The sequence below is a fragment of the Exiguobacterium profundum genome (assembly GCF_001909285.1).
Lineage (GTDB): Bacteria > Bacillota > Bacilli > Exiguobacteriales > Exiguobacteriaceae > Exiguobacterium > Exiguobacterium profundum.
The window spans coordinates 723703-747329 of the sequence record NZ_MRSV01000001.1; the positions used below are offsets into that span (position 1 = coordinate 723703).

Annotated in this window: 23 protein-coding genes and 1 pseudogene; 15 read left to right on the forward strand and 9 right to left on the reverse strand. The window is 48.9% G+C overall.

Annotated elements, in window-relative coordinates; genetic code table 11:
* Positions 1-2: 2 nt before the first annotated feature.
* From BBB58_RS03940 to BBB58_RS03955, 4 genes are read right to left on the reverse strand one after another with little or no spacing between them, the layout of a single operon-like run.
* Positions 3-416: a DUF350 domain-containing protein gene (locus BBB58_RS03940; protein ID WP_012727460.1), complete on the reverse strand. Its 414-nt coding sequence runs from the start codon at positions 414-416 to the stop codon at positions 3-5.
* Complete coding sequence (locus BBB58_RS03945) at positions 413-1642, reverse strand: glutathionylspermidine synthase family protein (RefSeq protein WP_074035591.1); 1230 nt, start codon at positions 1640-1642, stop codon at positions 413-415. The genes BBB58_RS03940 and BBB58_RS03945 overlap by 4 nt, the downstream gene beginning before the upstream one ends.
* Positions 1639-2007 (reverse strand): hypothetical protein, encoded by a 369-nt coding sequence (locus BBB58_RS03950; protein ID WP_012727458.1) that lies wholly within the window; start codon positions 2005-2007, stop codon positions 1639-1641. The genes BBB58_RS03945 and BBB58_RS03950 overlap by 4 nt, the downstream gene beginning before the upstream one ends.
* The gene (locus BBB58_RS03955) at positions 2004-2462 is read right to left on the reverse strand and encodes a hypothetical protein (protein ID WP_012727457.1); all 459 of its coding nucleotides are present in this window, start codon (positions 2460-2462) and stop codon (positions 2004-2006) included. The genes BBB58_RS03950 and BBB58_RS03955 overlap by 4 nt, the downstream gene beginning before the upstream one ends.
* Before the next feature lie 106 nt (positions 2463-2568).
* On the opposite strand from BBB58_RS03955, the gene BBB58_RS03960 reads away from it, so the two are divergent.
* From BBB58_RS03960 to desA, 6 genes are all read left to right on the forward strand, one after another.
* Positions 2569-3588 (forward strand): ion channel, encoded by a 1020-nt coding sequence (locus BBB58_RS03960; protein ID WP_031422116.1) that lies wholly within the window; start codon positions 2569-2571, stop codon positions 3586-3588.
* Positions 3589-3599: 11 nt separating this feature from the next.
* Complete coding sequence (locus tag BBB58_RS03965; protein WP_074035593.1) at positions 3600-4727, forward strand: YfbR-like 5'-deoxynucleotidase; 1128 nt, start codon at positions 3600-3602, stop codon at positions 4725-4727.
* 129 nt (positions 4728-4856) lie between these two features.
* Positions 4857-5189: a PadR family transcriptional regulator gene (locus tag BBB58_RS03970; protein WP_012727454.1), complete on the forward strand. Its 333-nt coding sequence runs from the start codon at positions 4857-4859 to the stop codon at positions 5187-5189.
* Positions 5186-5713 carry a DUF2812 domain-containing protein gene (locus BBB58_RS03975; RefSeq protein ID WP_074035595.1) on the forward strand — a complete coding sequence of 176 codons (528 nt, stop codon included), beginning with the start codon at positions 5186-5188 and terminating at the stop codon, positions 5711-5713. The genes BBB58_RS03970 and BBB58_RS03975 overlap by 4 nt, the downstream gene beginning before the upstream one ends.
* 175 nt (positions 5714-5888) lie before the next feature.
* Positions 5889-7430: an alpha-amylase gene (amyS, locus tag BBB58_RS03980; RefSeq protein ID WP_439097892.1), complete on the forward strand. Its 1542-nt coding sequence runs from the start codon at positions 5889-5891 to the stop codon at positions 7428-7430.
* A 201-nt stretch (positions 7431-7631) separates the two neighbouring features.
* Positions 7632-8645 (forward strand): Delta(5) desaturase DesA, encoded by a 1014-nt coding sequence (desA, locus tag BBB58_RS03985; protein ID WP_074035599.1) that lies wholly within the window; start codon positions 7632-7634, stop codon positions 8643-8645.
* Between the two features lie 35 nt (positions 8646-8680).
* On the opposite strand, the gene BBB58_RS03990 is transcribed toward desA, so the two are convergent.
* Together BBB58_RS03990 and lipA are read right to left on the reverse strand one after the other, a co-directional pair.
* Positions 8681-9511, reverse strand: coding sequence for a lipoate--protein ligase family protein (locus BBB58_RS03990; protein WP_074035601.1), 831 nt, complete (start codon positions 9509-9511; stop codon positions 8681-8683).
* Positions 9512-9528: 17 nt separating this feature from the next.
* Positions 9529-10464: a lipoyl synthase gene (gene lipA, locus BBB58_RS03995; protein ID WP_074037871.1), complete on the reverse strand. Its 936-nt coding sequence runs from the start codon at positions 10462-10464 to the stop codon at positions 9529-9531.
* 288 nt (positions 10465-10752) lie between these two features.
* On the opposite strand from lipA, the gene BBB58_RS04000 reads away from it, so the two are divergent.
* Entirely contained in the window at positions 10753-12702 is a 1950-nt protein-coding gene (locus BBB58_RS04000; protein WP_074035603.1) for a glycoside hydrolase family 3 protein, read from the forward strand.
* Between the two features lie 41 nt (positions 12703-12743).
* Here BBB58_RS04000 and BBB58_RS04005 read toward each other — a convergent pair whose 3' ends face one another.
* Together BBB58_RS04005 and BBB58_RS04010 are read right to left on the reverse strand one after the other, a co-directional pair.
* Positions 12744-13589 (reverse strand): DegV family protein, encoded by an 846-nt coding sequence (locus BBB58_RS04005; protein WP_074035605.1) that lies wholly within the window; start codon positions 13587-13589, stop codon positions 12744-12746.
* Positions 13590-13597: 8 nt separating this feature from the next.
* Positions 13598-14440, reverse strand: coding sequence for a lipoate--protein ligase family protein (locus BBB58_RS04010; protein WP_074035607.1), 843 nt, complete (start codon positions 14438-14440; stop codon positions 13598-13600).
* A gap of 107 nt (positions 14441-14547) precedes the next feature.
* Between BBB58_RS04010 and BBB58_RS04015 the strand changes: the two genes are divergently transcribed.
* A complete protein-coding gene (locus BBB58_RS04015; RefSeq protein ID WP_074035609.1) occupies positions 14548-15843 on the forward strand; it encodes an HD domain-containing protein in 1296 nt (431 codons plus the stop codon).
* A gap of 22 nt (positions 15844-15865) precedes the next feature.
* Positions 15866-17452: pseudogene (locus BBB58_RS04020) on the forward strand (Na/Pi cotransporter family protein).
* A gap of 39 nt (positions 17453-17491) precedes the next feature.
* Here the strand turns inward: BBB58_RS04020 and thmT are convergent.
* On the reverse strand, positions 17492-17680 hold the full coding sequence (thmT, locus tag BBB58_RS04025; protein WP_012727443.1) for a 2-hydroxymuconate tautomerase: 189 nt from the start codon (positions 17678-17680) through the stop codon (positions 17492-17494).
* 147 nt (positions 17681-17827) lie between these two features.
* Between thmT and ypfJ the strand changes: the two genes are divergently transcribed.
* The 6 genes from ypfJ to BBB58_RS04055 all read left to right on the forward strand — a co-directional run bounded on the left by ypfJ (position 17828) and on the right by BBB58_RS04055 (position 23582).
* Positions 17828-18682: a KPN_02809 family neutral zinc metallopeptidase gene (gene ypfJ / locus BBB58_RS04030; RefSeq protein WP_031422139.1), complete on the forward strand. Its 855-nt coding sequence runs from the start codon at positions 17828-17830 to the stop codon at positions 18680-18682.
* A gap of 94 nt (positions 18683-18776) precedes the next feature.
* On the forward strand, positions 18777-19625 hold the full coding sequence (locus BBB58_RS04035; protein ID WP_074037872.1) for a MurR/RpiR family transcriptional regulator: 849 nt from the start codon (positions 18777-18779) through the stop codon (positions 19623-19625).
* Positions 19622-20089 carry a GNAT family N-acetyltransferase gene (locus BBB58_RS04040; protein ID WP_074035611.1) on the forward strand — a complete coding sequence of 156 codons (468 nt, stop codon included), beginning with the start codon at positions 19622-19624 and terminating at the stop codon, positions 20087-20089. The genes BBB58_RS04035 and BBB58_RS04040 overlap by 4 nt, the downstream gene beginning before the upstream one ends.
* Positions 20090-20190: 101 nt before the next feature.
* Entirely contained in the window at positions 20191-21084 is an 894-nt protein-coding gene (gene murQ / locus BBB58_RS04045; protein WP_074035613.1) for an N-acetylmuramic acid 6-phosphate etherase, read from the forward strand.
* A 13-nt stretch (positions 21085-21097) separates the two neighbouring features.
* Positions 21098-22471 carry a PTS transporter subunit EIIC gene (locus tag BBB58_RS04050; RefSeq protein WP_031422144.1) on the forward strand — a complete coding sequence of 458 codons (1374 nt, stop codon included), beginning with the start codon at positions 21098-21100 and terminating at the stop codon, positions 22469-22471.
* Between the two features lie 61 nt (positions 22472-22532).
* Positions 22533-23582, forward strand: a complete 1050-nt coding sequence (locus tag BBB58_RS04055) for a DUF871 domain-containing protein (RefSeq protein WP_074035615.1) — start codon at positions 22533-22535, stop codon at positions 23580-23582.
* Positions 23583-23627 lie beyond the last annotated feature (45 nt).

Below are 23627 nucleotides of genomic sequence, written 5' to 3' on the forward strand. Positions count from 1 at the left end.
GATTAGTACGTCAAGCTCGCGGCGACGATGATCCCGACGACGAGTGATGCGGCGAACAAGCTGAAACCGATGGCCATGTTGCCATTCTCGACTTCTTTTTCTAAATTCACGCCTGGTGTAAGGATGTATTCAAACGTCCAGAACGCCAATACTTGGGCGGCGATACCGACGAGTCCCCAGATGAACGCATCGAGCAAGTTGACGCTGTTCGCCCAGACTGTATAAATGACGATGGCGAGTCCTAGTGCTTTCCCCCAAAGTTTCAACGCGACAGCCATGTTGCCTTCTTTGATTAACTTGCGTTCCGAATATTTGGTCGTTAGTGCGAAGATGATGAGTCCCGCGAGAATGAGACCGAATCCTGTCCCGAGGTGGGCCAGGAAGCTTAAGATTGAATCGAGTGTGATGAATGTCATGAGTTCGTCTCCTTTTGTATAGGTGTGCCAACGGCTAAGTAATAAGATTGGTTGTTCGTGATCATGCTGCCGGCGCGGACACCGAGTGCGGATGGGTGTCCGTTCAAGCAAAAACATCCGACCATGTAATGTGTCTCCATACGACCTTTGACGGTTGTCGTCATCCGTGTCGGGAGTTCGATGAACTGTTGGTACACGGCCGTTTCTTCCGCATACGTCTGTAATGTTTCGCGATGAAACGGTTGACCATCTTTCGTATACAAGATGACGGAGTCCCCTTCACGTCCGAATGCCGGCTTTTTGACATAGTCCGATTCACCGAGAAACGGTGTGTCTTCTAAGTAAGTCGGTAAAAAATATGTTCCGATGATGTCGCGCTCGGCTTGATCGAATAGTGTCTCGGTCTCATACAATTCCCAAATCAGCGCCTGTACGCCTTTCGATTGCATGAGAAACGCAGAGAGGGGATTGAGCAGTGACACGTATTTTTGTTGATCGAGTTCAAGTAACCGAATGCCAATTAAGTCTCCGTCTGGAGCCCGGTCGTCCACAAGGTGCTCAATCGGATATGTTTGGCGATATAAGATGTCAATTCGCTCACCCGATGGTGTGTAGACGCCGTCTTCGTCGACGAGTAAAGTGTGCAACGGTACGAATTCAGACGGTACGTCGAGCGTTTCTTGTAAAAATCGTGCCGTCCACTTGTCTTCGATGTTATCATCATGTGCCGTAAAAACGATTTTCGGTGTGCCTTCTCGTTTGAGTCGATTCCACGCGGCGACGATCGCTTTCCGCAGCTCAATTTTCAGTTGGGGGGTGGCTTCCCTGTTCGGGTCGAGTAGACCAAACTCGGAAGCGACCACGCCGTTCACATCAAACAGCTCCTTAATGAAGGTCGGCGTATCTGCATTGAACTCCATCAACTTGAGTTGATCATCTTTCATGATCCAGTCGTAACGACCGATGATCGTCTCCTGCGGTATCGTCTTCTCCCGTAAGAACTGCAGACTCGCCTCAGGGTAACCAAGCAGTCGGAGCGTTTCGTCAGGTAGGGTGCGTAATAATTGATTCGTCTTCCGAAAAATCGAGTCAACCGCCTCGGTTGCCTCTCGGATAGAGGCAACCTGCGAGGCGGTCATCTCAAAACAATCATATAAGGCATATTCTTCATCGTTTAAATCGGGCCAAAAATAAGGGATTTGACTGTAAAGTTCGTCACGCGTCATCCGCCGAATCCACCTTTAGAGCCACTGCCGAGTCCAGATTTTGACGATCCTGAATTTGAGCCGTTCGATACGGCACCGGTCGCACCACCGTTGGCTTTGTACGTCTTATACGACGAAGAGCTCTTCAACGCATTTTTTGAGCGGAATAGGCTACCGAGTAAGAAGTAGCTACCATAGTGCGGAGAGCGGTCGTCGTCACAATAATACGACTCGGTCTCGTCATCCCAGTCCCAATCGTCACATTCGTATCCGGTCGGTTCTTCCGGGAGTGCCGCCTCTTCATATTCATCCCCACCGCACGCGGCAAGGGAAGTGGTCAATACCGCAACGGATAGTCCGCTTAAAATTTTCTTGCTTGTCTTCATGTTGATTCCTCCAATTCATAACCAGTCGGTGTGACGTAGATAACATACACACCACGATCTTCATCTGTTTCTGCTGAATCGCGCTCATATTCTTTACCGGCGACATACAAGTACTGGCTTCCGAGCATGGCGAGTGCATCAAGGTGGCGGTCGACGTAATAGGCTTCGAGTAATGGGTTGTCAAACCGGTCGTCTAGCGTGCGGATTTCGACTTTGATGTCGCTCGTTTCGTGCTTGTCCATCGGTCCCTCTGTATAGCGATCGACATAAATTAAAAAGTATTGATCGCCTTCAAGGGCAGACGAGCGTTGTTTGTAGGTCATGCCGTCTTTGACGAAAAACTCACATTCACGACGAGCTAGCACTTCGTCTAAGCCGAGAGACGTGTAATGGTATAGTGGTTCGAACGATAATTCATTTTTATAGAGACGATACTCTAAGACGATGGAGTTCATAAGTCAGTCCTTCCTTTTTTCTTCTTTTTTGGAATCACCATCAAAATGGTTTCGTGAATCTTTTTGTGGTTACGTTTAGTATATAAGAGAGAAGGAGGGGGAAACAGTGCATATCTTATTTCGTGTGTGGAAAGGGTTAGCGAAATTATCATTTTTGAATGTCGTCTTAGCTTCGATTGGCATCATTATCTTAGGAACCGTGCTCGGTTATGTTTTAGAACCAGAGACATTCGGATCACTGTTTGATTCGTTCTGGTGGACGATGACGACATTGACGACCGTCGGATACGGGGACTTTTATCCGTCCTCCGTGGCAGGGCGATGGCTCGGGATATTCTTATTCCTATTCGGGATTGGGATTATCGGGGCGTTGATTGGAAAATTGGTTGAAATCGGTGCGACGTTTCAACGGCTAAAACGGGAGGGAAGACTAGTGTATCGTGGAGAAGGACATTATGTGTATATCGGGTGGTCCCCGAAGACGAAGAAAGCAATCGATGAAGTGCTTAACTACGAACCGAAAGCAGAGATCGTATTGATTGATCAGTTAGTTGAGGAACCGTACGTGCACGATCAAGTTCACTTCGTATCAGGCGATGCTTCGGATGAAGCGGTATTGCTGCAAGCAAACGTCTTGAAGGCGCGACGCGTCGCGATTTTTGCGGATGCCCGTATCACGGAGACGTTACTCGCCGATGGGAAGTCGTTATTAATCGCGTCAGCGGTCGAGGCACTCTCTTCTGAGTATCAGGTGGACTTGCACACGGTCGTCGAAGTGTGTGAAGAAAGAAATATCTCGAAATTTAAACACGTCCGCGTCGACGATTTTATTTTAGCGAACGACTCGGTCTCCCTCTTGATGGCAAAAGCGACGTTACAACCTGGAACGACAGCAATTTTCCGTCAGTTGTTGAGCAAACAGTCAGGTGGGAACATTCAAGCGTTGAAACCAAAAGTCGAGTGGCAGAATGTTCGACAAGCAAATACAGCGTTACTTGAATCAGGGGTGACACTCATCGCGGTCAATGACCGCTTGGATGTGGCGACGATGCTCGATTTGCCGCTTCAGGAAACAGACATGTTATATGTCGTCTGTCATGACGATGTATTTGAACGATTATCGTAAGGAGTGAAACCATGCATAACGGAACGTTTATCCGAAAGATGACACGTATGCAAAACGTGCAACGGTGGGATGAATATGCCCCCCATTATCATGATAACGCAGCGAGTCATAGCTTTCGTGTCGCGGTCTTTAGCTTGATCGCGGCTTATGTGGAAAAAGAGAACGGACGTGAAGTCGATTTGCTCGATTTACTCGGGAAAGCCATTTTCCACGACATGAATGAAGTCCAGACGGGCCCGATCATGCACCGGAAAAAAAAAGAACCGACCTTGATCGGTCACATCGAGCGTATGGAACGAACAGCGAGTCTCGGTCTTGTCGAGTTGCTGTCGCAATCATTACGTCCTCACTTTCATCGTTTCGTGGTGGAAGCGGAAGATGATTCGTTCGAAGGTCGAATCGTGGACGGAATTGATTCGTTCGATGCGATGTTGTTCGTGCGACGAGAAGTCGCGCACGGCTCTCCGCACTTTGATGACAAGCTAGAAGAGATGAAAGCCGCACTCCGACATCATCCGATTGATTCGGTCCGCTGGCTGTTCGACCAGGTCGAGGCAGAAACGGATGTGTTGCGATTCATCGAGAACGTCATGCGGATGGATAGTGTCCGTCGCTGGAAAGGTCGCTTTAACACGATTGACGACAACGATGCGATTCATGGTTTCCGGGCTGCCGCGCTCGGTATGTTCAGTGGGCTCTTAGAGCGTGAGAAGTACGACGTCGATGTCGATGTCGCCGAACTCGTGGCTCGTCTTCTCTGTCACGATTTAGTTGAAGGGGTGACCGGAGACGTGCTCGGTCCAGTCAAACATTCGACGCAAGAGACGGGGGCTGCGTTTGAGGCATACGAGCGAGCGGAAAGTGAACGTCTGCTTGGACTGTTGCCTGAGTATATGCAACCGGCGTTCCGTCGATATATGGCTGACTCGAAAGACGATACGTATGAGGGAATGCTCGTCGATATGATGGACAAGCTTGATGCGCTCATCAAGATGAACATGGAGCGGAAGATGAACGGGGCCGAGTATGAGGTCACGTATCGCGAGCAGCTCCGTAAAGTCCAGATGCGATATGAGAATCCAAGCATGATTTTCTTCCTGGCGTATATCTTGCATGATTTAGACTATGTCACTAGTTAAAACCGTTTATCTTGAAGTCGCATACCTAAAAGGGTGCGGCTTTTTTTATTTCATTTATTGACATATATCATTTAACGATATATATTGAGTATAAGAAATATATCATTCAATGATATAGGAGGTGGAAAGATGCCGCGAACGGACTCATTAGAGTTAGGGGAACTGACGGATAGTATGTTTTATATTCTGTTGGCTCTCACGACGCCGCGTCATGGCTATTTAGTCATGCAATTTGTCGAAGAGACCACGCGAGGGCGAATGCAAATTGGTCCGGCTTCGATGTATACGATTATCAAAAAGTTGTTGAACGCCGAACTGATTGAACCGATGGATGGGGACGGAAAGAAAAAGAACTATCGAATCACGAATAAAGGCCGCTCGATTTTAACGGATGATGTGAAGAGACGACAGGCGATGGTCGAAGATGCCTGTGCCATTTTGGATATGGAGGGATCAAGATGAGACAAAAGTATATGTCGAGCTGGGGATTGGCGTTTGCTGAAGAGCGTGAGATGCGGAAACTAGAACGAATGGCGGCCAAGGGATGGCATTTGAAGAAGTTTGCCCCGCTAGGATACACGCTCGTTGAAGGGGAACCGGAAGACGTTCAGTATAGTTTGGACTATCGTACTCGTCCAGACGAAGACTACTTTGACCTGTTTGCGTCGAGCGGGTGGGAACATGTCACATCAACCGGGGATGAGATTCATATTTTCAAAGGAGATCGAGATGCCAAGCCGATTTACTCGGATGTCGAAACAAAAAAAGAAAAATATCATGACATGGAGCGTCAGATGGGAAGAGCTGCGCTCATCCTAGGTATTTTATGGATTGCAATCTGTTCGTTGTTTCAGTTTGATTGGCCAACCGTTGTCGAGACAATATTGATTGGGATTCAACTACTCGTGACAATCGGTCTCGTGTTTACAGGACTTCCGTACATCGGCTACCGTTTCAAACGCAAACGAATTAGCCGGGAAAGATGACTAGGCGGATGGCACAAGCCATCCGTCTTTGTTTCGTTCGACTGAACTATTCGAATGAGAAATAGTTAGGGAGAGAGAACTGTTTTTTAGTGTCTATTTATGCAACAAATTAAAAATCATTCACAATAATTAATGCAAGCGCTTTCATTAACTATTTGAGGAGGAATGAAGGATGTTGAAGAAACGACAAGGGATTGCTGTCCTAGCTGGAGTGACATCGATTGCACTGCTTTCGGGGCAACCGGTCGCACAGGCAGTGACCCCACAGAACGGTACGATGATGCAATACTTTGAATGGTATGTTCCAAACGATGGCCAACACTGGAACCGACTCTCGAACGATTCGCAGCACTTAAAAGATATCGGGATCTCGACCGTTTGGATCCCACCAGCGTATAAAGGGACATCACAAAATGATGTTGGATACGGGGCGTATGATCTGTATGACCTTGGAGAATTTAATCAAAAAGGAACGACTCGGACAAAGTATGGAACAAAAGCGCAGCTACAATCGGCCATCTCCAACTTACGCGGGAAAGGGATTGGCGTATATGGGGATGTCGTCATGAACCATAAAGGCGGAGCGGATTATACCGAATCCGTTCAAGCTGTCGAGGTCAATCCTTCTAACCGGAATCAAGAGACGTCTGGGGAATATGCCATTTCTGCCTGGACTGGATTCAATTTTGCTGGACGGAACAATACATACTCGCCGTTCAAGTGGCGTTGGTATCATTTTGATGGGACCGACTGGGATCAATCACGAAGTCTGAGCCGAATCTACAAATTCAAGAGTACGGGTAAGGCATGGGATAGTGAAGTGTCGGGTGAGAACGGGAACTATGACTACTTGATGTACGCCGATGTCGATTTTGAGCATCCGGAAGTACGTCAGGAGATGAAAAACTGGGGGAAATGGTACGCGGATTCGCTTGGATTGGACGGCTTCCGACTGGATGCGGTGAAGCATATCAATCATTCATACTTAAAGGAATGGGTGACGAGTGTTCGTCAGGCAACCGGAAAAGAGATGTTCACTGTTGCGGAGTATTGGAAGAATGACTTAGGGGCCATCAATGATTACTTGGCCAAGACGGGCTACACTCATTCCGTATTCGATGTACCACTCCATTACAATTTCCAAGCGGCAGGGAATGGTGGCGGTTACTATGACATGCGGAACATTTTAAAAGGTACGGTCGTCGAGCAGCACCCAACACTCGCTGTGACGATTGTCGACAATCATGATTCGCAACCAGGACAGTCACTTGAGTCAACAGTCGCGAATTGGTTCAAACCGCTTGCCTACGCGACCATCATGACACGTGGTCAAGGGTATCCAGCACTATTCTACGGAGATTATTATGGAACGAAAGGGACGACGAACCGTGAAATACCGAATATGTCAGCGTCGCTTCAACCCATTTTGAAAGCGCGTAAAGATTTCGCCTACGGCACACAACATGATTACATCAATCACCAAGACGTCATCGGATGGACACGTGAAGGAGTGACGGACCGTGCGAAGTCTGGTCTTGCAACGATTTTATCGGACGGACCAGGCGGGGCGAAATGGATGTATGTCGGAAAACAGAATGCAGGGGAAGTGTGGAAAGACATGACAGGAAATAACGGACGTCTCGTGACGATCAATGCGGACGGTTGGGGCGAGTTCTTCGTCAACGGTGGCTCGGTTTCCATCTATACGCAACAATGAATCAGTTAGACTTGTCTCTAAAGATAGGGGCGAGTCTTTTTTCTTTTTTTTCACCACATAAGTTTTATACGTGATATAATGACCTAGTGTTAATTCTTGATAGGGAATACTTCCGATCCATGAATTCACATTGAACAACGTTGGTTGTTGGTTTTATCTATATTTTTGCGTTGTTTTTCTGTTGAATTCAAGGAGGTTGTTATGAGTAAAGAAAAGATTGCCCAATTAAGAAAGCACGTCTCGCCGTTTGAAAAGTCCGATATTCGGATCAGTGTGCGGCAGATGATCAATACGATTTTACCGTTTCTCGTATCGTGGTTTTTAGCGTACCAACTACTAAGTGTCTCGATTTTCCTGACATTGCCGTTCACGTTGATTGCAGCAGGATTTGTCGTGCGGATGTTCATCATCTTCCATGACTGCACACACGGTTCATTCTTTAAAAATAAGAAAGCGAACGCGATTGTCGGAACCATTACAGGGGTCTTGACGTTATTTCCATACGAGAAGTGGAAACGAGAGCATGCGATTCATCATGCATCGAGTGGGAATTTGGATAAACGGGGTGTCGGCGACATCTGGGTCATGACGATTGAGGAGTATATCGAAGCGTCAAAATGGACTCGTCTAAAGTATCGCCTATATCGTCATCCGCTCGTTATGTTCGGTCTCGGACCACTTTGGCTTATTCTCGTCACGAGTCGTTTCAACCGAAAGGACGCGCGGAAAAAAGAACGACAAAATACGTATCTCATCAATATTTCTCTCGTCGTCCTATATAGCGCGCTCATCTATCTGATCGGTTGGCAAGCGTTCTTGATTGTACAAGGAACGACGATGTTCATCGCCGGTGTGCTCGGAATTTGGTTGTTCTATGTTCAGCATACGTTCGAAGATTCCTATTTTGAAGATGAGCAGGAATGGGATTATGTAAAGGCGGCCATCGAAGGAAGCTCGTATTACGAGTTGCCGAAAGTGCTTCAATGGGTGACGGGTAATATCGGATTCCATCATGTCCACCATCTGAGTCCACGCGTGCCGAACTACCATCTAGAAAAAGCACATACGTCGACACCGCCGTTACAACGGGCGACGACAATCGGACTGTTTTCAAGTTTGAAATCGTTACGCTACAAATTGTATGATGCGAACAACAAAACATTCGTCACGTTCCGAGAAGTGCGCCATCTGTTGCGCCGAGCGAATGCGGCATAAAAAAAGATTGTCCCTGATGAAAAGGGACAATCTTTTTAGCGTTTCCAGACCCATTCATCACTCTCGTACTTCTGGACGAGCAAATCGATTTCGGCTTGCTGTTCTTTCGTGAAGACAAGCGGTTCGAACGTCAACGAAAAAGCGTCCTTGAAGCCGGTCTCGAATGCGTCCGCTACTTCGTCAAAGGAAACGAAACGATTTAACGTGTCGTTCAAGGCGACGGCTTTTTCGCTGAAGCGTGTTTTGGCTTCGTGTTTCTCCGTCTCATCCATCGCGAAACAGTCAAACAACACCTCATCATCGACGGAGAGAGGAATCGAACCATGTTGAAGTACGGCCCCTTGGTGGCGCACTTGTGCGCTACCCGCAATCTTCTTCCCGTCGACAGCAAGCTCATAGTATGAAGCAGCATCGAAGCAGACGGCCGATTTTGGTTTGCGGAGCGCTTCGCGATCCTCTTCCGTCAATGGCACCGAAAATTCGGCGGGGACGCCGAGTTCGTGATATCCGCGACGAACCCCTTCCGTGAGTAGGCGATAGCTCTCGATGATATTCGTCGGGAGGGCAGGGGTCGATTCGGGCAAGATGACGCTATACGTCAACTCATCCGCATGCAACACGGCACGTCCCCCTGTTAAGCGACGAACGACCGGAATATTGTTCGCTTTGAGGGCGTCCCGATCCAAGTCACGCGTCGCTCGCTGGAAACGTCCGACGCTGATTGCATGAGGTGCCCATGAATAAAAACGAAGCGTCGGTTTGAGTTCTCCCTTTGCGACCCAATTGGCGATGGCTTCATCAATCGCCATATTTTTAGCCGGTGAAGTCGATTCAGTTCTAAGTAAGTGCCACGTCGTACCAGTCATAATCTCTCTTCTTTCTGTTAGTCGATTGGCAACATCGTGTGGCGACGCGCCTTGTGTACTTGTTCATCCGCGTGGTATGACGAACGGACGAGTGGACCTGCCTCACAATGTGAGAATCCTTTTGATAGAGCAATCTCTTTCAACTCGGCGAACTCGTCCGGATGGTAGTAACGTTCCACCTCGAGGTGTTTCTTCGTCGGCTGCAAGTATTGACCGAGCGTTAAGATGTCGACGTTGTGCGCGCGGAGGTCATCCATCGCTTCAATCAATTCCTCTTTCGTCTCCCCAAGCCCAACCATGATCGATGACTTCGTCGGGATATCTGGGTTCAATTCTTTCGAACGCTTCAAGAACTCGAGCGTGCGGTCATATGTTGCTTTCGCACGGACTCTCGGTGTGAGGCGACGGACTGTCTCTAAGTTATGGTTCATGATGTCAGGACCCGCATCGATCAACGTCTGCAAGGCAGAGAAGTCACCCATCATGTCTGACGGGAGCACCTCAATCGATGTCTCCGGGTTCATGGCGCGAACCGCGCGAACCGTTTCTGCGAAGACAGTAGCCCCGTAATCGTTCAAGTCGTCACGCGCGACAGCCGTGATGACGACGTGTTTCAAGTTCATAAGTCGAACCGATTCGGCGACACGCTTTGGCTCTTCCCAATCGAGCTCGTTCGGTTTCCCAGTCGTGACGGCACAAAAACGGCAAGCACGTGTACAGATACTTCCAAGAATCATGAAGGTTGCGGTCCGACGTACCGCCCAACATTCATGAATGTTCGGACATTTCGCTTCCTCACATACCGTATGTAAATTTTTCTCGCGCATTTTCTTCTTTAGGCCGGTATACGTATCATTCGTGTTTAATTTAATCTTTAACCATTCCGGCTTACGTTTCAGTTCCCCTCTTGCCACAATAATTTCCCCCTTTTTGTTTTTTTTTCTGTATCGAATTGAGTTTACCAAAAAACGAATCAAAAACGAACCACAGAAATTATTGGTTTTGCCAATACAGTTCACTGTGTATCAAAACAGAAACATTGTTTCAAAATGGTTACGCTTTCACTTGAACAATTGTTTAAAAAAAGTGGAGTTGCTATACTGTTGTTGACCACCTGAATAAGGACCAAATGTAACTGATGCGATCAGGCATGGGGTGAACGAGCGTTGATGAGGCAACGCTTCTTCCTCCATGCCTTTTCGTTTGGGGGTCAGCCAAATTTGACTAAGGGGAGTGGGAACATGAACAAGGCACTGAATTGGACGGCAACACTCGGATTGACGACGGCATTGCTCGTCTCGTCGGTTCCAGCAGCAGACGCGGTCGTGGCGGAAGGGACGCCGACGATGTCGATTGACCAGCGCGTCAACACGCAGCTAGAGTCGATGACGCTCGAACAAAAAATCGGGCAGATGATCATGCCGGACTTCCGATTATGGAACGGGGCGAACCATACATCTCTTGCACCGGAAGTGGCGCGTGTCATCGATCGTTTCGATCTCGGTGGAGTGATATTGTTTGCGGAGAACGTGAAGGAAACGGAACAGACGACGAAACTCGTTCATGATTTGCAAGAAGTCGTGAAACAAGATGCCAGCAATGATGTCCCGTTATTCGTCACGATCGACCAAGAAGGTGGGATTGTGACACGACTTGGGACGGGAACGAATTTACCGGGGAATATGGCACTCGGGGCCACACGTAACAGTCAATATGCCTATGATGCAGGGGAAATCATCGGTTCTGAATTGAACGCACTCGGGGTAAACGTGAACTTCGGACCGGTACTTGACGTCAACAACAATCCGGGGAATCCGGTCATCGGCGTCCGTTCGTTCTCGAGCGACCCTGAACTAGTCGGGGAACTCGGTTCCGCGATGACACAAGGTATTCAAGACCAAGGTGTTGCAGCAACGGCGAAACATTTCCCAGGTCATGGCGATACGGCTGTCGACTCGCATTATGGGTTACCGGTTGTCGATAAATCACTCGACGAGTTGCGTGGTCTCGAGTTGTTACCGTTCAAACGTGCCATCACAGAAGGGATCGACATGATCATGACGGCGCATATCGGGATGCCACAAATCGAGGACGAGGTCGTCGAATCAGAACGCGGCACGTTCCCACTCCCGGCGACGCTTTCGGATGATGTCATCACGGGAGTGCTTCGTGAGGAACTCGGATATGAAGGAATCGTGGTGACCGACGCACTCAACATGCAAGCCATCGCAGACAATTTTACGGAAGCAGAGGCGGTCATCAAGACGTTCGAAGCAGGGGTCGACATCGCGCTCATGCCGACGATTTTACGCTCGGAAGCAGATGTGATCAAACTCGAAGCAATCTTTGAGGAAGTCATTGCGGCAGTGAAGGATGGACGTTTATCGGAGGCGACCATCGATGAATCAGTGGAACGCATTTTAAAACTGAAAGCGGAGCGTGGAATTTGGGGAGAAACGACGGACTCCACGACGCTCGAGATGAAGCTCGCAGAAGCGAATGCCACGGTAGGAAGCGCTGAGCATAAAGCGAAGGAACGTGAAATCGCGGAGGCGGCCGTCACTCTCGTGAAGAACGAGAAGAAGACGCTCCCATTAAAAACAAAAAAAGGAGACACGGTGCTCGTCTTGTCGCCAGCGAAAGACCAAACGGATAGCATGGTGAAAACAATCAAGTCACTAGAAAAGAATGCAGGGAATATGAAAGACGTGAACGTCATCACGGCCAACTACTCAGCATCAACGCCGCATCTAAATCAAAATCCGGCACTACGGCAACAAGTTGAGGCGGCTGACTATATCATCGTCGGTTCGAACGTGAACAACAGCGCGAAATTAAAACCGACATCAGCTGATCATTATGTACCGGCCGAAGTGTTCCGTTATGCAAATGAGACAGGGAAACAATCGGTTTTACTCAGTTTGCGCAACCCATACGACATTGCCGTTCAACCGGATGCCCCCGCACATCTCTTAATCTATGGATTCAAAGGCGATCCGAACGGTCCAGATTCGGAGGCGGGCAACTTGAAGTCGGCTGGTCCGAACTTACCGGCAGGCATTCGTGCCATCTTCGGTGAAGTGAAGCCACAAGGGAAGTTGCCGGTAGATGTACCGAAATTTGTGGACGGTGTATTCCAAGACGAAAATTACGCGCAGTTCGGTGATGGATTTAAAAACTGGAATCGCTAAACGAAAATGAGCTCGCCCGAAAATCGGGAGAGCTCATTTTTTCATGCCTCGAAATAGGCGATGACGAGTAGACCGGGACCGGTGTGGGCACCGATGGCAGACCCGACCAGTGTCTTCGTGATGTGCTTCGGTTCGAGATGTTCGCGGACCAACTTCTCGAACTGTTCGGCTTTTTCTAGGTCGTCACCATGACCGATGAAGAGGTCTCCGTTCTCGACGATCGACTTCGATTCGACTGTCCATTCGACCATCCGGCGCATGACCTTTTTATGACCACGCACCTTTTCAATCGGGACGAGCTTGCCGTCCTCAACCGTCAATAACGGTAAAATCGTCAACAAGTCTCCGATGAAAGCACTCGCCTTCGAGACACGTCCGCCCCGCATCAAATATTCGAGCGATTCGACCGTGAACAAGTGGCGGACTTTGCCGACGAGCGAAGTGGCATACTCGACCGTTTCTTCATACGTATGGTCTTGGCTATACGCTGCGACCGTTTTGACGAACAATGCCTGTCCGACAGAGGCGGTCCGTGTATCAAGAACCGTGAATGTACTGTCTGGGTATTCCTCTTTCAACATTTCGCCGACCATGACAGCGGTTTGGTATGTACCGGAGAGTTCTCCGGAGAAAGCAAGATATAAGAACGGGATTTCAGCCTCGAGATGCTGACGGAAACAGTGTTCGATTCGTGACGCCTCGATTTGGAACGTCTTTGGCGTCTTACCCTGACGCATCGCATCGTATACTTCTTTCGGTTGAATCGTTTCGCCGTCTAAAAATTCTTCGTTGTCGATGATGACACCGAGCGGTAAAATTTCAAGACCGTATTCGATGATTTGATCGTGTGTCAAATCGGCTCCGGTGTCTGTGATCAGTTTAAACATTGGATGAATCACTCCTCTGTTAATTGTTGTTCAATGTCGCGTAACGGCTCATTCCGTTTCCACATGCGTTCGAGCTGACTTGCAAACATCGTTTGCTCGTCTGCCGTCAGTGTCGCGTTTTGGAGCGAACTGACAGTGGAAAGAACGCGGTAGGCTCGAGTGAGGACATCTTGCACGGTAAGCGGGATTCCAAGCAAGTCTTCAAGCGAAGCCATCGTTTCCGGTACAATGGTAGGGTACGTGAATTTTGTCACTTCTCCTTGAATGGCAAGGTTGTAAAAGTCACGGATGATTTCAGCACGTGCGCTCCCGCTCTGTCTTACGCTCAAGTAAATTTGAACGGCGACACCGCCACGGACGCGTCGTTGCGAAATCCCAGCGAACTTTTTGCCGTCGATCGACAAGTCGAAACTTCCAGGACAGTATGAGCCGACGACTTCACCTGGGACGATGTCATTCGTGACGTCTTGGAACATGTGTTGGATGAGCGAGGTCATAGCCTCATAGCCGCTGTCGATTTGAATCCCGTCCTTCTCTGGTAAAATTAAAGAAAGGTTGAGGACGTCATCGTCTAGCACCACGGCTAAACCGCCTGAGTTTCGGACGACGGGACGGAATCCATGTTCATGTAAGTAACGAATTCCCTCTTTCAAATGAGGCAGCCGAGCATCCTGGATTCCGAGTACAATCGTATCGGTGTGCACCCATGCCCGCAAGACGGCACCTCGTTCTTGCGTTGACGCACATAACGTATCATCAGTCGCAAACGATTGTTCCGCTTGAAACATCGTGCCAAGACTCGACTGATCGATGATGCGATAGCTCGGTTGTCGTAATAATGGATGGATCATATTTTTTAATTTTTTTTCACAAAAAATTTTCCTCCTCATTATAGCATGGAGGGAACGATTCGTTTGAAGTCGAATCTAGAACATAACGAAACGTAGGAGGGCATGTCATGTACTCGTCTCGAGGACAACTATCTGGATCGAAAGTATTTAAGGATCCGGTACATCGATATATTTATGTTTACGATCACCTCATTTGGGAGTTGATCAATACGAAAGAATTTCAGCGTTTGCGTCGTATCAAACAACTTGGAACGTCTTTTTTGTTTTTTTTTGGCGCGGAGCACACGCGATTTCATCACTCGCTCGGCGTATATGAAATCGCACGCCAGTTAATCGATCAGTTCCAACAGTATCCGGAATGGGACGACCGCGACCGTGAACTACTGTTGGCAGCAGCGCTCTTGCACGATGTCGGACACGGTCCATTCTCGCACGCGTTCGAGCACGTCTTTTCCGTTCGTCATGAAGTGTGGACGGAGCGCATCATTTTAGGGGAAACCGAAGTAAATAGGGTTTTATCTGAGATGGGTGTCGGGTTTGCCGAAGAAGTGGCCTCTATCATCAATAAGACGCATCCGAATCGCTTGATCGTCAATATGCTCAGCTCACAGCTTGATGTCGACCGGATGGACTATTTGTTACGCGACGCTCACTTTGCGGGTGTCAGTTATGGAAAGTTTGATTTAGAACGCATGTTGCGCGTCTTGCGTCCGGATGAAGACCAAGTCGTGGTCAAGCAGTCTGGGATGCATACGATTGAAGACTATATTATGCGTCGCTATCAAATGTATTGGCAAGTGTACCTTCATCCGGCGACACGGTCGAGCGATCTCCTCTTGAAAGCGATTCTTGAGCGGGCACAGGAGCTCTATGAGAGTGGCTATGAGTTTAACATGACGCCGAAACACTTTTTGCCGATCTTTGAACGCACCGGTATGTCACTCGAACAATATTTGAAATTGGATGAGACGGTCGTCTACTTCTATTTCCAAGAATGGATGGAAGAAGACGACGCGATTCTAGCCGATTTGGCGAGTCGATTCGTGAATCGCCGATTATTAAAATATAAGAACTTCCCGGAAGCGAATCGTGTCCGTTATATGGAGCGCTTGCGACAGACGATGGAGACGATCGGGCTTCCACCAACATACTATCTGCTTGAAGATCAATTGAGTCAATTGCCATACGATTTATATAAAGGACAAGGCAAATACGAGGGGATTTATCTACAGATGAATGACGGGGAGCGAAAAGAGATTTCAGAGGTCTCGATGCTCGTCCAGTCGATTTTGAACTCGAGACAATCGGATGAAAAAATTTATTATCCGGAAGATGTGTTGTTGAATTTAAAAGATTATGCGAATGAAAAATCGTGGATTTTATCGACATTGAAGGACGATTAAACACGCAAAGGGGCGTGACACGATGGAGATTGCGACACTGATTGGTGGAATCGGGATTTTTTTACTCGGGATGACGTTACTGACAGATACGCTCAAAAAATGGGCTGGTACACGATTGCGTCATCGGTTGAATCAATTCACCGACGGCTCTTTGTCAGGGGCGACTCTCGGCGCAATGCTGACGACCCTGTTTCAATCTTCCTCGGTGACGACACTGATGACGATTGGGTTTGTGAGCGCGGGGCTTCTCACGTTCACGCAATCGTTACCTCTCGTAATTGGCGCAAACGTAGGCAGCGCGACGACGGGATGGATCATTGCCATCCTCGGCTATAACTTAGACGTGCGCCAGTTGTTTTTGCCGATCATTTGAATCGGGATGGCGTTTCGTCTATCCAGTCCGCATCTTCGCCGTGTGGGACTGTTGCTCGTCAGTATCGGGTTGATCTTTGTTGGGATTGGGACACTTCAAGAAGCGATGCGGGATGTCGTCACGTTCTCGTTTGGCTCGGCCGGTGAGATGACCGTTCTGCATCAGGCACTTCTGATTGGAATCGGATTTATGATGACCGCCGTCCTTCAGTCATCGACGATTGGACTCGTGCTAACGATGACGGCTCTCGCGACGGCGGCGATTTCACTCCCGCAAGCCGCTTATTTGGTGCTTGGTCAAAGTGCGGGGACGAGCCTCGTCGTGGCACTCGGTTCAATCGGAGGCTGGAAGTCAGCCCGACGCATTGTATTGGGGCATGCCATCTACCACGTGTCAATCGTCCTCATTGGATGGCTGACGTTCCCCGTTCTCTTCGAGGTCGTCAATCGAGTAGCCGATTGGTTCAACTGGAACGACTTATTACGTCTCGCCTTATTCCATACGACATTCCATCTACTAGGTGTGATCTTATTCCTACCATTTTATCAAACGTTCGCACGGCGATTACTGAAGTGGATTCCGAGTCGCTCCAAAAAATTGACACGTCTGCTCGATAAAAACATGTCACAACTCCCGACGGTCGCTCTTGAAGCGACACGACGCTCTTTACTTGAAATCGAACGATATTTAGGAAATGAGACGGAATTGCTTGTCCGAGAGGGACGTCTTCGTGAAGATGAATTGACGCTCGTCGACAAGACGTTGAGTGATGTCCGTGTCTTTTTGAGCACGATACGTCTTGAAGATGAAGGAAAGCAAAATGATTATGGCCAACATCTATCCCTCTTGCATACGATCGATCATCTGGAACGCTGGTTATATGTCTTGCGAGAAGTCGAACCGGTCCACGCACTTCGGGACACCGACTTTTTAGCGGCACGAGAACTCGTATTGCATGAGCTTGACCTTGTGAATCAACTGAATCATCATACGCCACCAGAGGATTCGAAGCTGTGGAAACAGGCCTCAAAACAACTGGCGGAATATCGGAAAGCACATCGCTCGGAGCTGCTAGAAGAAACGGCGGCGAATCAGTTGGAGATGGACCAGACGATACAAAAAGTACAAGTATTGCTCTGGCTCGACCGTATCGGCTACCACATTTGGCGAGCGACACGTCACTTGATTAAGCCGACCGTACCGAGTGAACGGTTCGACGTGAACCGAGAAGACTAGAACAAAAAACGGACTCCATATCAGGAGTCCGTTCGTCACTTACTTCTTATCTGCGTGCATGACGCCGGCTTGTCCGTAATGTGTCGCATCCATCTCTTCGATGAAGACGGTGATGTTTTCTTTTGGCGCATTCGTCGTTTCGGAGACGGCATCCGTCACTTTTTCAATCAACGCGCGTTTTTGTTCCACGGTACGGCCCGGGAGCATTTTTACAGTTACATAAGGCATGGTCATTCCTCCTTTGCTGAAGTCTCTTTCATTGTAGAGAATCCCCTTCCTCTAGAAAAGAAAATTCTCATCTACCTCGAAACATGAGCTCACTTTTACCGGATTTGGGGTAATAAACAAGACAGAGCGAATGTAGGAGGAATCGGGATGAAGTGGAAAGGAAGACAACAGAGCCGGAACGTCGAGGATCGACGTGGGCGTAGCATCGGAGGGAAAGGGATTGCCGGGGTCGGAGGCGGTCTTGGGTTGATTCTCGTCATCGTTTTTACATTATTGAACGGGGGAAGCCCGACCGATCTCGTCAACAATATCGGACTCGGGGAACCTCAATCGGAGGGGACGTATACCGGAACGGCTCGTGAAGAGGAGATGGCAGATTTCGTAGCGGTTGTCTTAAAGGATACGGAAGAAGTGTGGACAGACATCTTCGCTGAAAATGGGATGACCTATGAAGAGCCGACGCTCGTTCTATTTTCCGGACAGGTTGAATCCGCTTGTGGTATTGCCGGCTCCGCTGTGGGTCCGTTCTATTGTCCCGGCGACCAAAAACTGTATATCGATTTGAGTTTTTATGATGAATTGAGTCAACGTTTCAATGCACCAGGGGATTTCGCGATGGCTTATGTTGTTGCCCATGAGGTCGGGCATCATGTCCAAACGCTTCTCGGGACGACAGAAGAAATCATGCCGCTTCGTAACGAGATGAGCGAGACCGAATTCAATCGCTATCTCGTACGCTTCGAGTTGCAGGCAGATTACTATGCGGGCGTATGGGCCCATCACGCGCAAGGGTTAGGGTATCTTGAAGCGGGAGACGTGGAAGAAGCGATGAATGCCGCGCATCAGATTGGCGATGACACGCTGCAGCGTCAGGCACGTGGATATGTGACACCAGACTCGTTCACGCATGGGACGTCGGAACAACGCATGCGGTGGTTCGAGAGAGGGTTTGAGAACGGATCGATTCAAGGTGGCGACACGTTCAATACGAACAACTTATAGATCGGGCGCCTGCTCGATCTTTTTAGGTGATTGGAATATGTGGAAGGAATCCGCTATCATAAAAGAACAACAGTTGCAGGAAGGGGATGACCAAATGGAATCCTTACTTACGAAAATTGATTTAGCGAAAGAGGATATGACAGCGGTCGAAAAGAAGATCGCCGACTATATTTTGTCCCATTCAACACTCATTCCAAACATGACGACAAAAGAGCTTGCCCAAAAGACGGATGTGTCCGAGGCGAGTATCGTTCGCTTCGCTCGAGTCGTCGGAATTGATAGTTTTAAAGCGTTCAAGCTTGCGCTCGTGAAAGACTTGGCTGTCACGGAGACGACGCTGACGGACTTTAACGTCCTCCAGCAAAAAGACACGCCGTATGACTCGTTCAAAAAAGTCATCCATGTGAACAAGGCGGCAATCGAGGCGTGCGCCGAAGCGATGGATAAACGAGAACTTGAACATGCAGTGGACCTGTTCGCTCGCGCGAACCGCGTCATCTTTTACGGGGTCGGTGGGTCTTCGACTGCGGCAATCGATGCGCAATATAAGTTTACGAAGCTGGGATATGCGGCCACGACCTCTCCCGATTTTCATTATATGTTGTCGCTGATCCCGCATTTAGGAAAGTCTGATGTATTCGTCGCAATCAGCACGTCAGGACGAACGAAAGATGTGCTCGAGCTCGTCCGAATTGAGAAAAAGAAACGTGTTCCGGTCATCGCCATCACTAACCTCGACAAATCACCGCTTTACCGAGAAGCGGACGTTCGACTCTGTACACCGAACGTCGAGAGCGACTTCCGAATCGCGAGCATCGCCTCACGGATGACACAATTGACGATTGTCGATACGTTATATATGGGACTCCTCCACCGGAAGGGAGAAGGGTTGATTGATCGGTACGCAGAAGCCCGTGATGAGATGGTGAAACTACGCCGATGATTCAACCTTATACGGCTCAAGATCGTCAAGAATTGCAACGCTTTTTGATGGACCTGCGCACATTCGCAAGATTGAATGAACAGACAGTCGAGATGTTTCGTGACGAGAACGTGGCAGATTTTGAAGAAGAAGGTACCATTAGCCTGATTTTTCGTGAAGAAGAGCGAATCGTGGCAATCGCCGACCTCTTAAAAAAACATCCGATCGATGGCTCGCTTTGGCTTGGTTTGTTCGTTGTCGAAGAATCTCTCCATGGGACAGGTTTGGCGCAAACGTTGTATGAACAATTGGAAGACCAATATATGCGCCCGTATCAAATGGAGTTTCGGTTAGGCGTGCTTCCTCATAATGTTAGAGCTCGCCGATTTTGGGAGCGAAACGGATACGTGTATGAGAAGGATTCGATCACGAATAAAGGAACACGCGTGCACGTAAAGAAAAAACGACTCATTCGTTCAGAGTGAGTTTTTCTTTAAAGTTTATTTGAAATTAAATTTCATAAAAATTAAATTATAAATTGACTTTAAATTTCAATATAGTACGATGAAATCATAGAGAAGAAAGGATGGTGGCGATGCTAGATAAACTGGCTACAGAAAGACGGAATGAACGAACGATGCACCTGGACGAGATGTCGATTGAGGAACGATTGGCGATTATGAATGCAGAGGATCATAAAGTTCCTCAAGTGATTCAAGAGCAACTTCCGGTCATCACAAAAGTCGTGGAGCGAGTCATCGCATCCTTTCGTAAAGGCGGTCGCCTGATTTATATCGGTGCGGGCACGAGTGGACGTTTAGGGATTTTAGACGCAGCGGAGTGTGTGCCAACTTTTGGAGTATCACCCAATCAAGTCATCGGACTGATTGCCGGCGGCGAACGCGCGCTCATTCAAGCCGTTGAGGGAGCAGAAGACAGTAAGGAATTGGCGGTCACAGATTTGAAAGCGCTTCATTTGACGGCAGAGGATACAGTCGTTGGGATTGCAGCGAGCGGTCGAACGCCATATGTGGTCGGAGGTCTCGATTACGCACGAGAACTCGGTGCCACAACAGCTTCAATTTCATGTAATCGCGATGCAGTCATCAGTCGACATGCGGATTACCCGATTGAAGTGGAAACGGGACCGGAAGTACTGACCGGTTCAACGAGATTGAAGGCGGGAACAGCACAGAAACTTGTCCTCAACATGATTTCGACGACGTCGATGATTGGAGTAGGGAAAGTGTATCAAAACTTGATGGTTGATGTGCAACCGACGAATGAAAAGCTAGAAGTGCGTGCCAAGCGGATGATTGCAGAAGCGACAGGGGTCAACATGGAAATGGCCGCGCGTTATTTTGCTTCATCCAAGGGGCACGTCAAAACGGCGATTGTCATGATTTTAGCGGACGTCTCTTATGAGGAGGCTGTCAAACGATTAGAGCGCGCGAACGGATTCGTCCGCGAGGCGCTATAAGGGGGAAATCGAGATGAAGAAAGAAGAGGTTTTAGCACGGGATATCCTCGCACATGTCGGGGGGAAAGAGAACATCCGTCAACTCGCGCATTGTATGACACGTGTTCGACTGACGCTGAAAGATGGAACAAAGGCAGACATTGACGCATTGAAAAAGATTGACGGGGTCATGGGTGTCATCAATGATGAGACGCTGCAAATCGTCGTCGGCCCAGGTACTGTGAATCGGGTCGCGGATTATATGAGTCATGAGACAGGGCTCGCAATCGGGGAAGAGTCGGTTGATGCGAACCTGACGTTAGAGGAGCGTGCGGCAATCGAACGCAAGAAGGTGAAAGAAAAACAAAAGTCACCGTTCAAACGATTTCTTCGTCGCCTCGGGAATATCTTCATTCCGCTCATTCCGGGACTTGTCGCATCGGGGATCATTAACGGGGCAGCGAACTTTGCCGTCAACGCCGGCGTCGACCGGACGGAGACATGGATGCAGATTCTACTCGTGCTCGGTAGCACGGTCTTCGCGTACTTAGCCATCCTTGTCGGTTGGAACACGGCAAAAGAGTTTGGAGGAACGCCGGTACTCGGGGCGATTGCCGGGGGGATCCTGTTCAACCCGCTTCTCGCGGACATCGTCATTTATGGGGAGCCGCTCGTCGTCGGGCGTGGTGGATTATTCGGTGTTATTTTTGCCGGTTGGCTCATGACGTATATCGAGAAGCACATTCGTCGCTTCATGCCGGTATCCATTGATATTATTTTCACACCACTCTTTACAGTCTTGATCGTTGGATTTACTGCTTTATATGCAATAATGCCGGTCGCTGGCGTATTGTCAGACGGTATCATGCGAGGAATCAATGCGACGCTTGAATTCGGGGGACCTGTCGCAGGGGCACTCTTGGCCGGATTCTTCTTACCGCTTGTCATGGTCGGATTGCATCACGGTTTGACGCCAATCCATTTGGAACTGTTGAACACGGTCGGAACAACGGCCCTTCTCCCAATCTTGGCGATGGCCGGGGCGGGTCAAGTCGGTGCAGCGCTTGCAATCTTTGTGAAGACGCGCAACCCACGCCTTCGCAATATTATCAAAGGGGCCATTCCGGTAGGTTTCCTTGGAATCGGGGAACCGCTCCTGTATGGTGTCACGCTTCCGCTCGGACGTCCCTTCTTGACAGCGTGTCTGGGGGCCGCGGTCGGTGGTGCCTTCCAAGCGACAATGAAGACAGCGGCGCTCGGGGTTGGTGTTTCCGGTCTATCGCTCACACCATTGATTGATAATGGCATGTATTTGACGTACATTGCCGGACTATTGATTTCATATACGGCAGGCTTCCTGTTTACTTATTTCTTCGGTTTCAAAGAAGAGATGGCAGACGGGATTTAATAAAAAAAAGATGGCTCCAGTCGAGTCATCTTTTTCTCTACTTTTGGAAAGGTGGATTCATATGAGAGGGATTTCAGTGTACTTAGGCGATGAACTGACACTTGATTCGATGGCTTGGATGGAACGCATGCGAGAGGCAGGGTTTACGAGCATCTTCACGTCGCTCCATATTCCGGAAGACGATCCGACAACTTATACGGAACGACTTCAGCAATTAGGTGCGTTGGCAAGTCGTCTAAAGATGGAACTCGTGGCGGATATCGCTCCATCGTCTCTACAGGCACTCGGTAAGACTTGGGATGATGCTCATGCGCTGTTGGAGTGGGGTGTCACCGGGTTACGTGTTGACTATGGTGTCACACCGAAACAAGTGGCGGATTTATCACGACATATGATGGTCGCCCTCAATGCGAGTACGCTCACGGAAGCAGAGCTTGAAGAGATGCTACGACAAGGGCTACGACGTGAGCATGTCGAAGCGTGGCATAACTTTTATCCCCGTCCGGAAACAGGACTCGAGCGTTCTTGGTTTGATGAAAGAAACGCCTGGTTACATGCGCAAGGAATACGGGTACAAGCATTCATCCCTGGAGATGAACGGTTACGTGGTCCCCTTCATGAGACATTACCGACACTCGAGATGCACCGCCACCAATCTCCGTTTTCGTGTTATATCGATTTACAAGCGACGGTCGATCGAATCTTGATTGGAGATCCGTGTATATCCAATCAGACGATGCGACAGTTTCGGGAGTACGACGAGGGCGTCATCGTTCTTCGAGCGACCACACGAAATCATGATGATTCGGTTCCAACCAGTCACACGAATCGGATGGACCCAGCCCGGGACGTCATCCGTTCGGTCGAATCGAGAGCGTATGGACGACCTGGGGACCATTTGATTCAACCGCGAGATACAGAAGAGCGAGTGCTCGGTAGTATCACGATGGACAATGAACGTTACGGTCGTTATGCAGGGGAACTGCAAATAACGAAGCGGGATTTGCCGGCAGATGAGCGCGTCAATGTCATCGGAAGGATCATTGAAGAAGATCGTTCATTAATCCAACAGATCGGTCCAGGGGGACGCTTCCAAATCGAGTGGGTGTGACTCAGGATTGCCACCATCCTATATCATTGTGTACAGTAGAGAGGG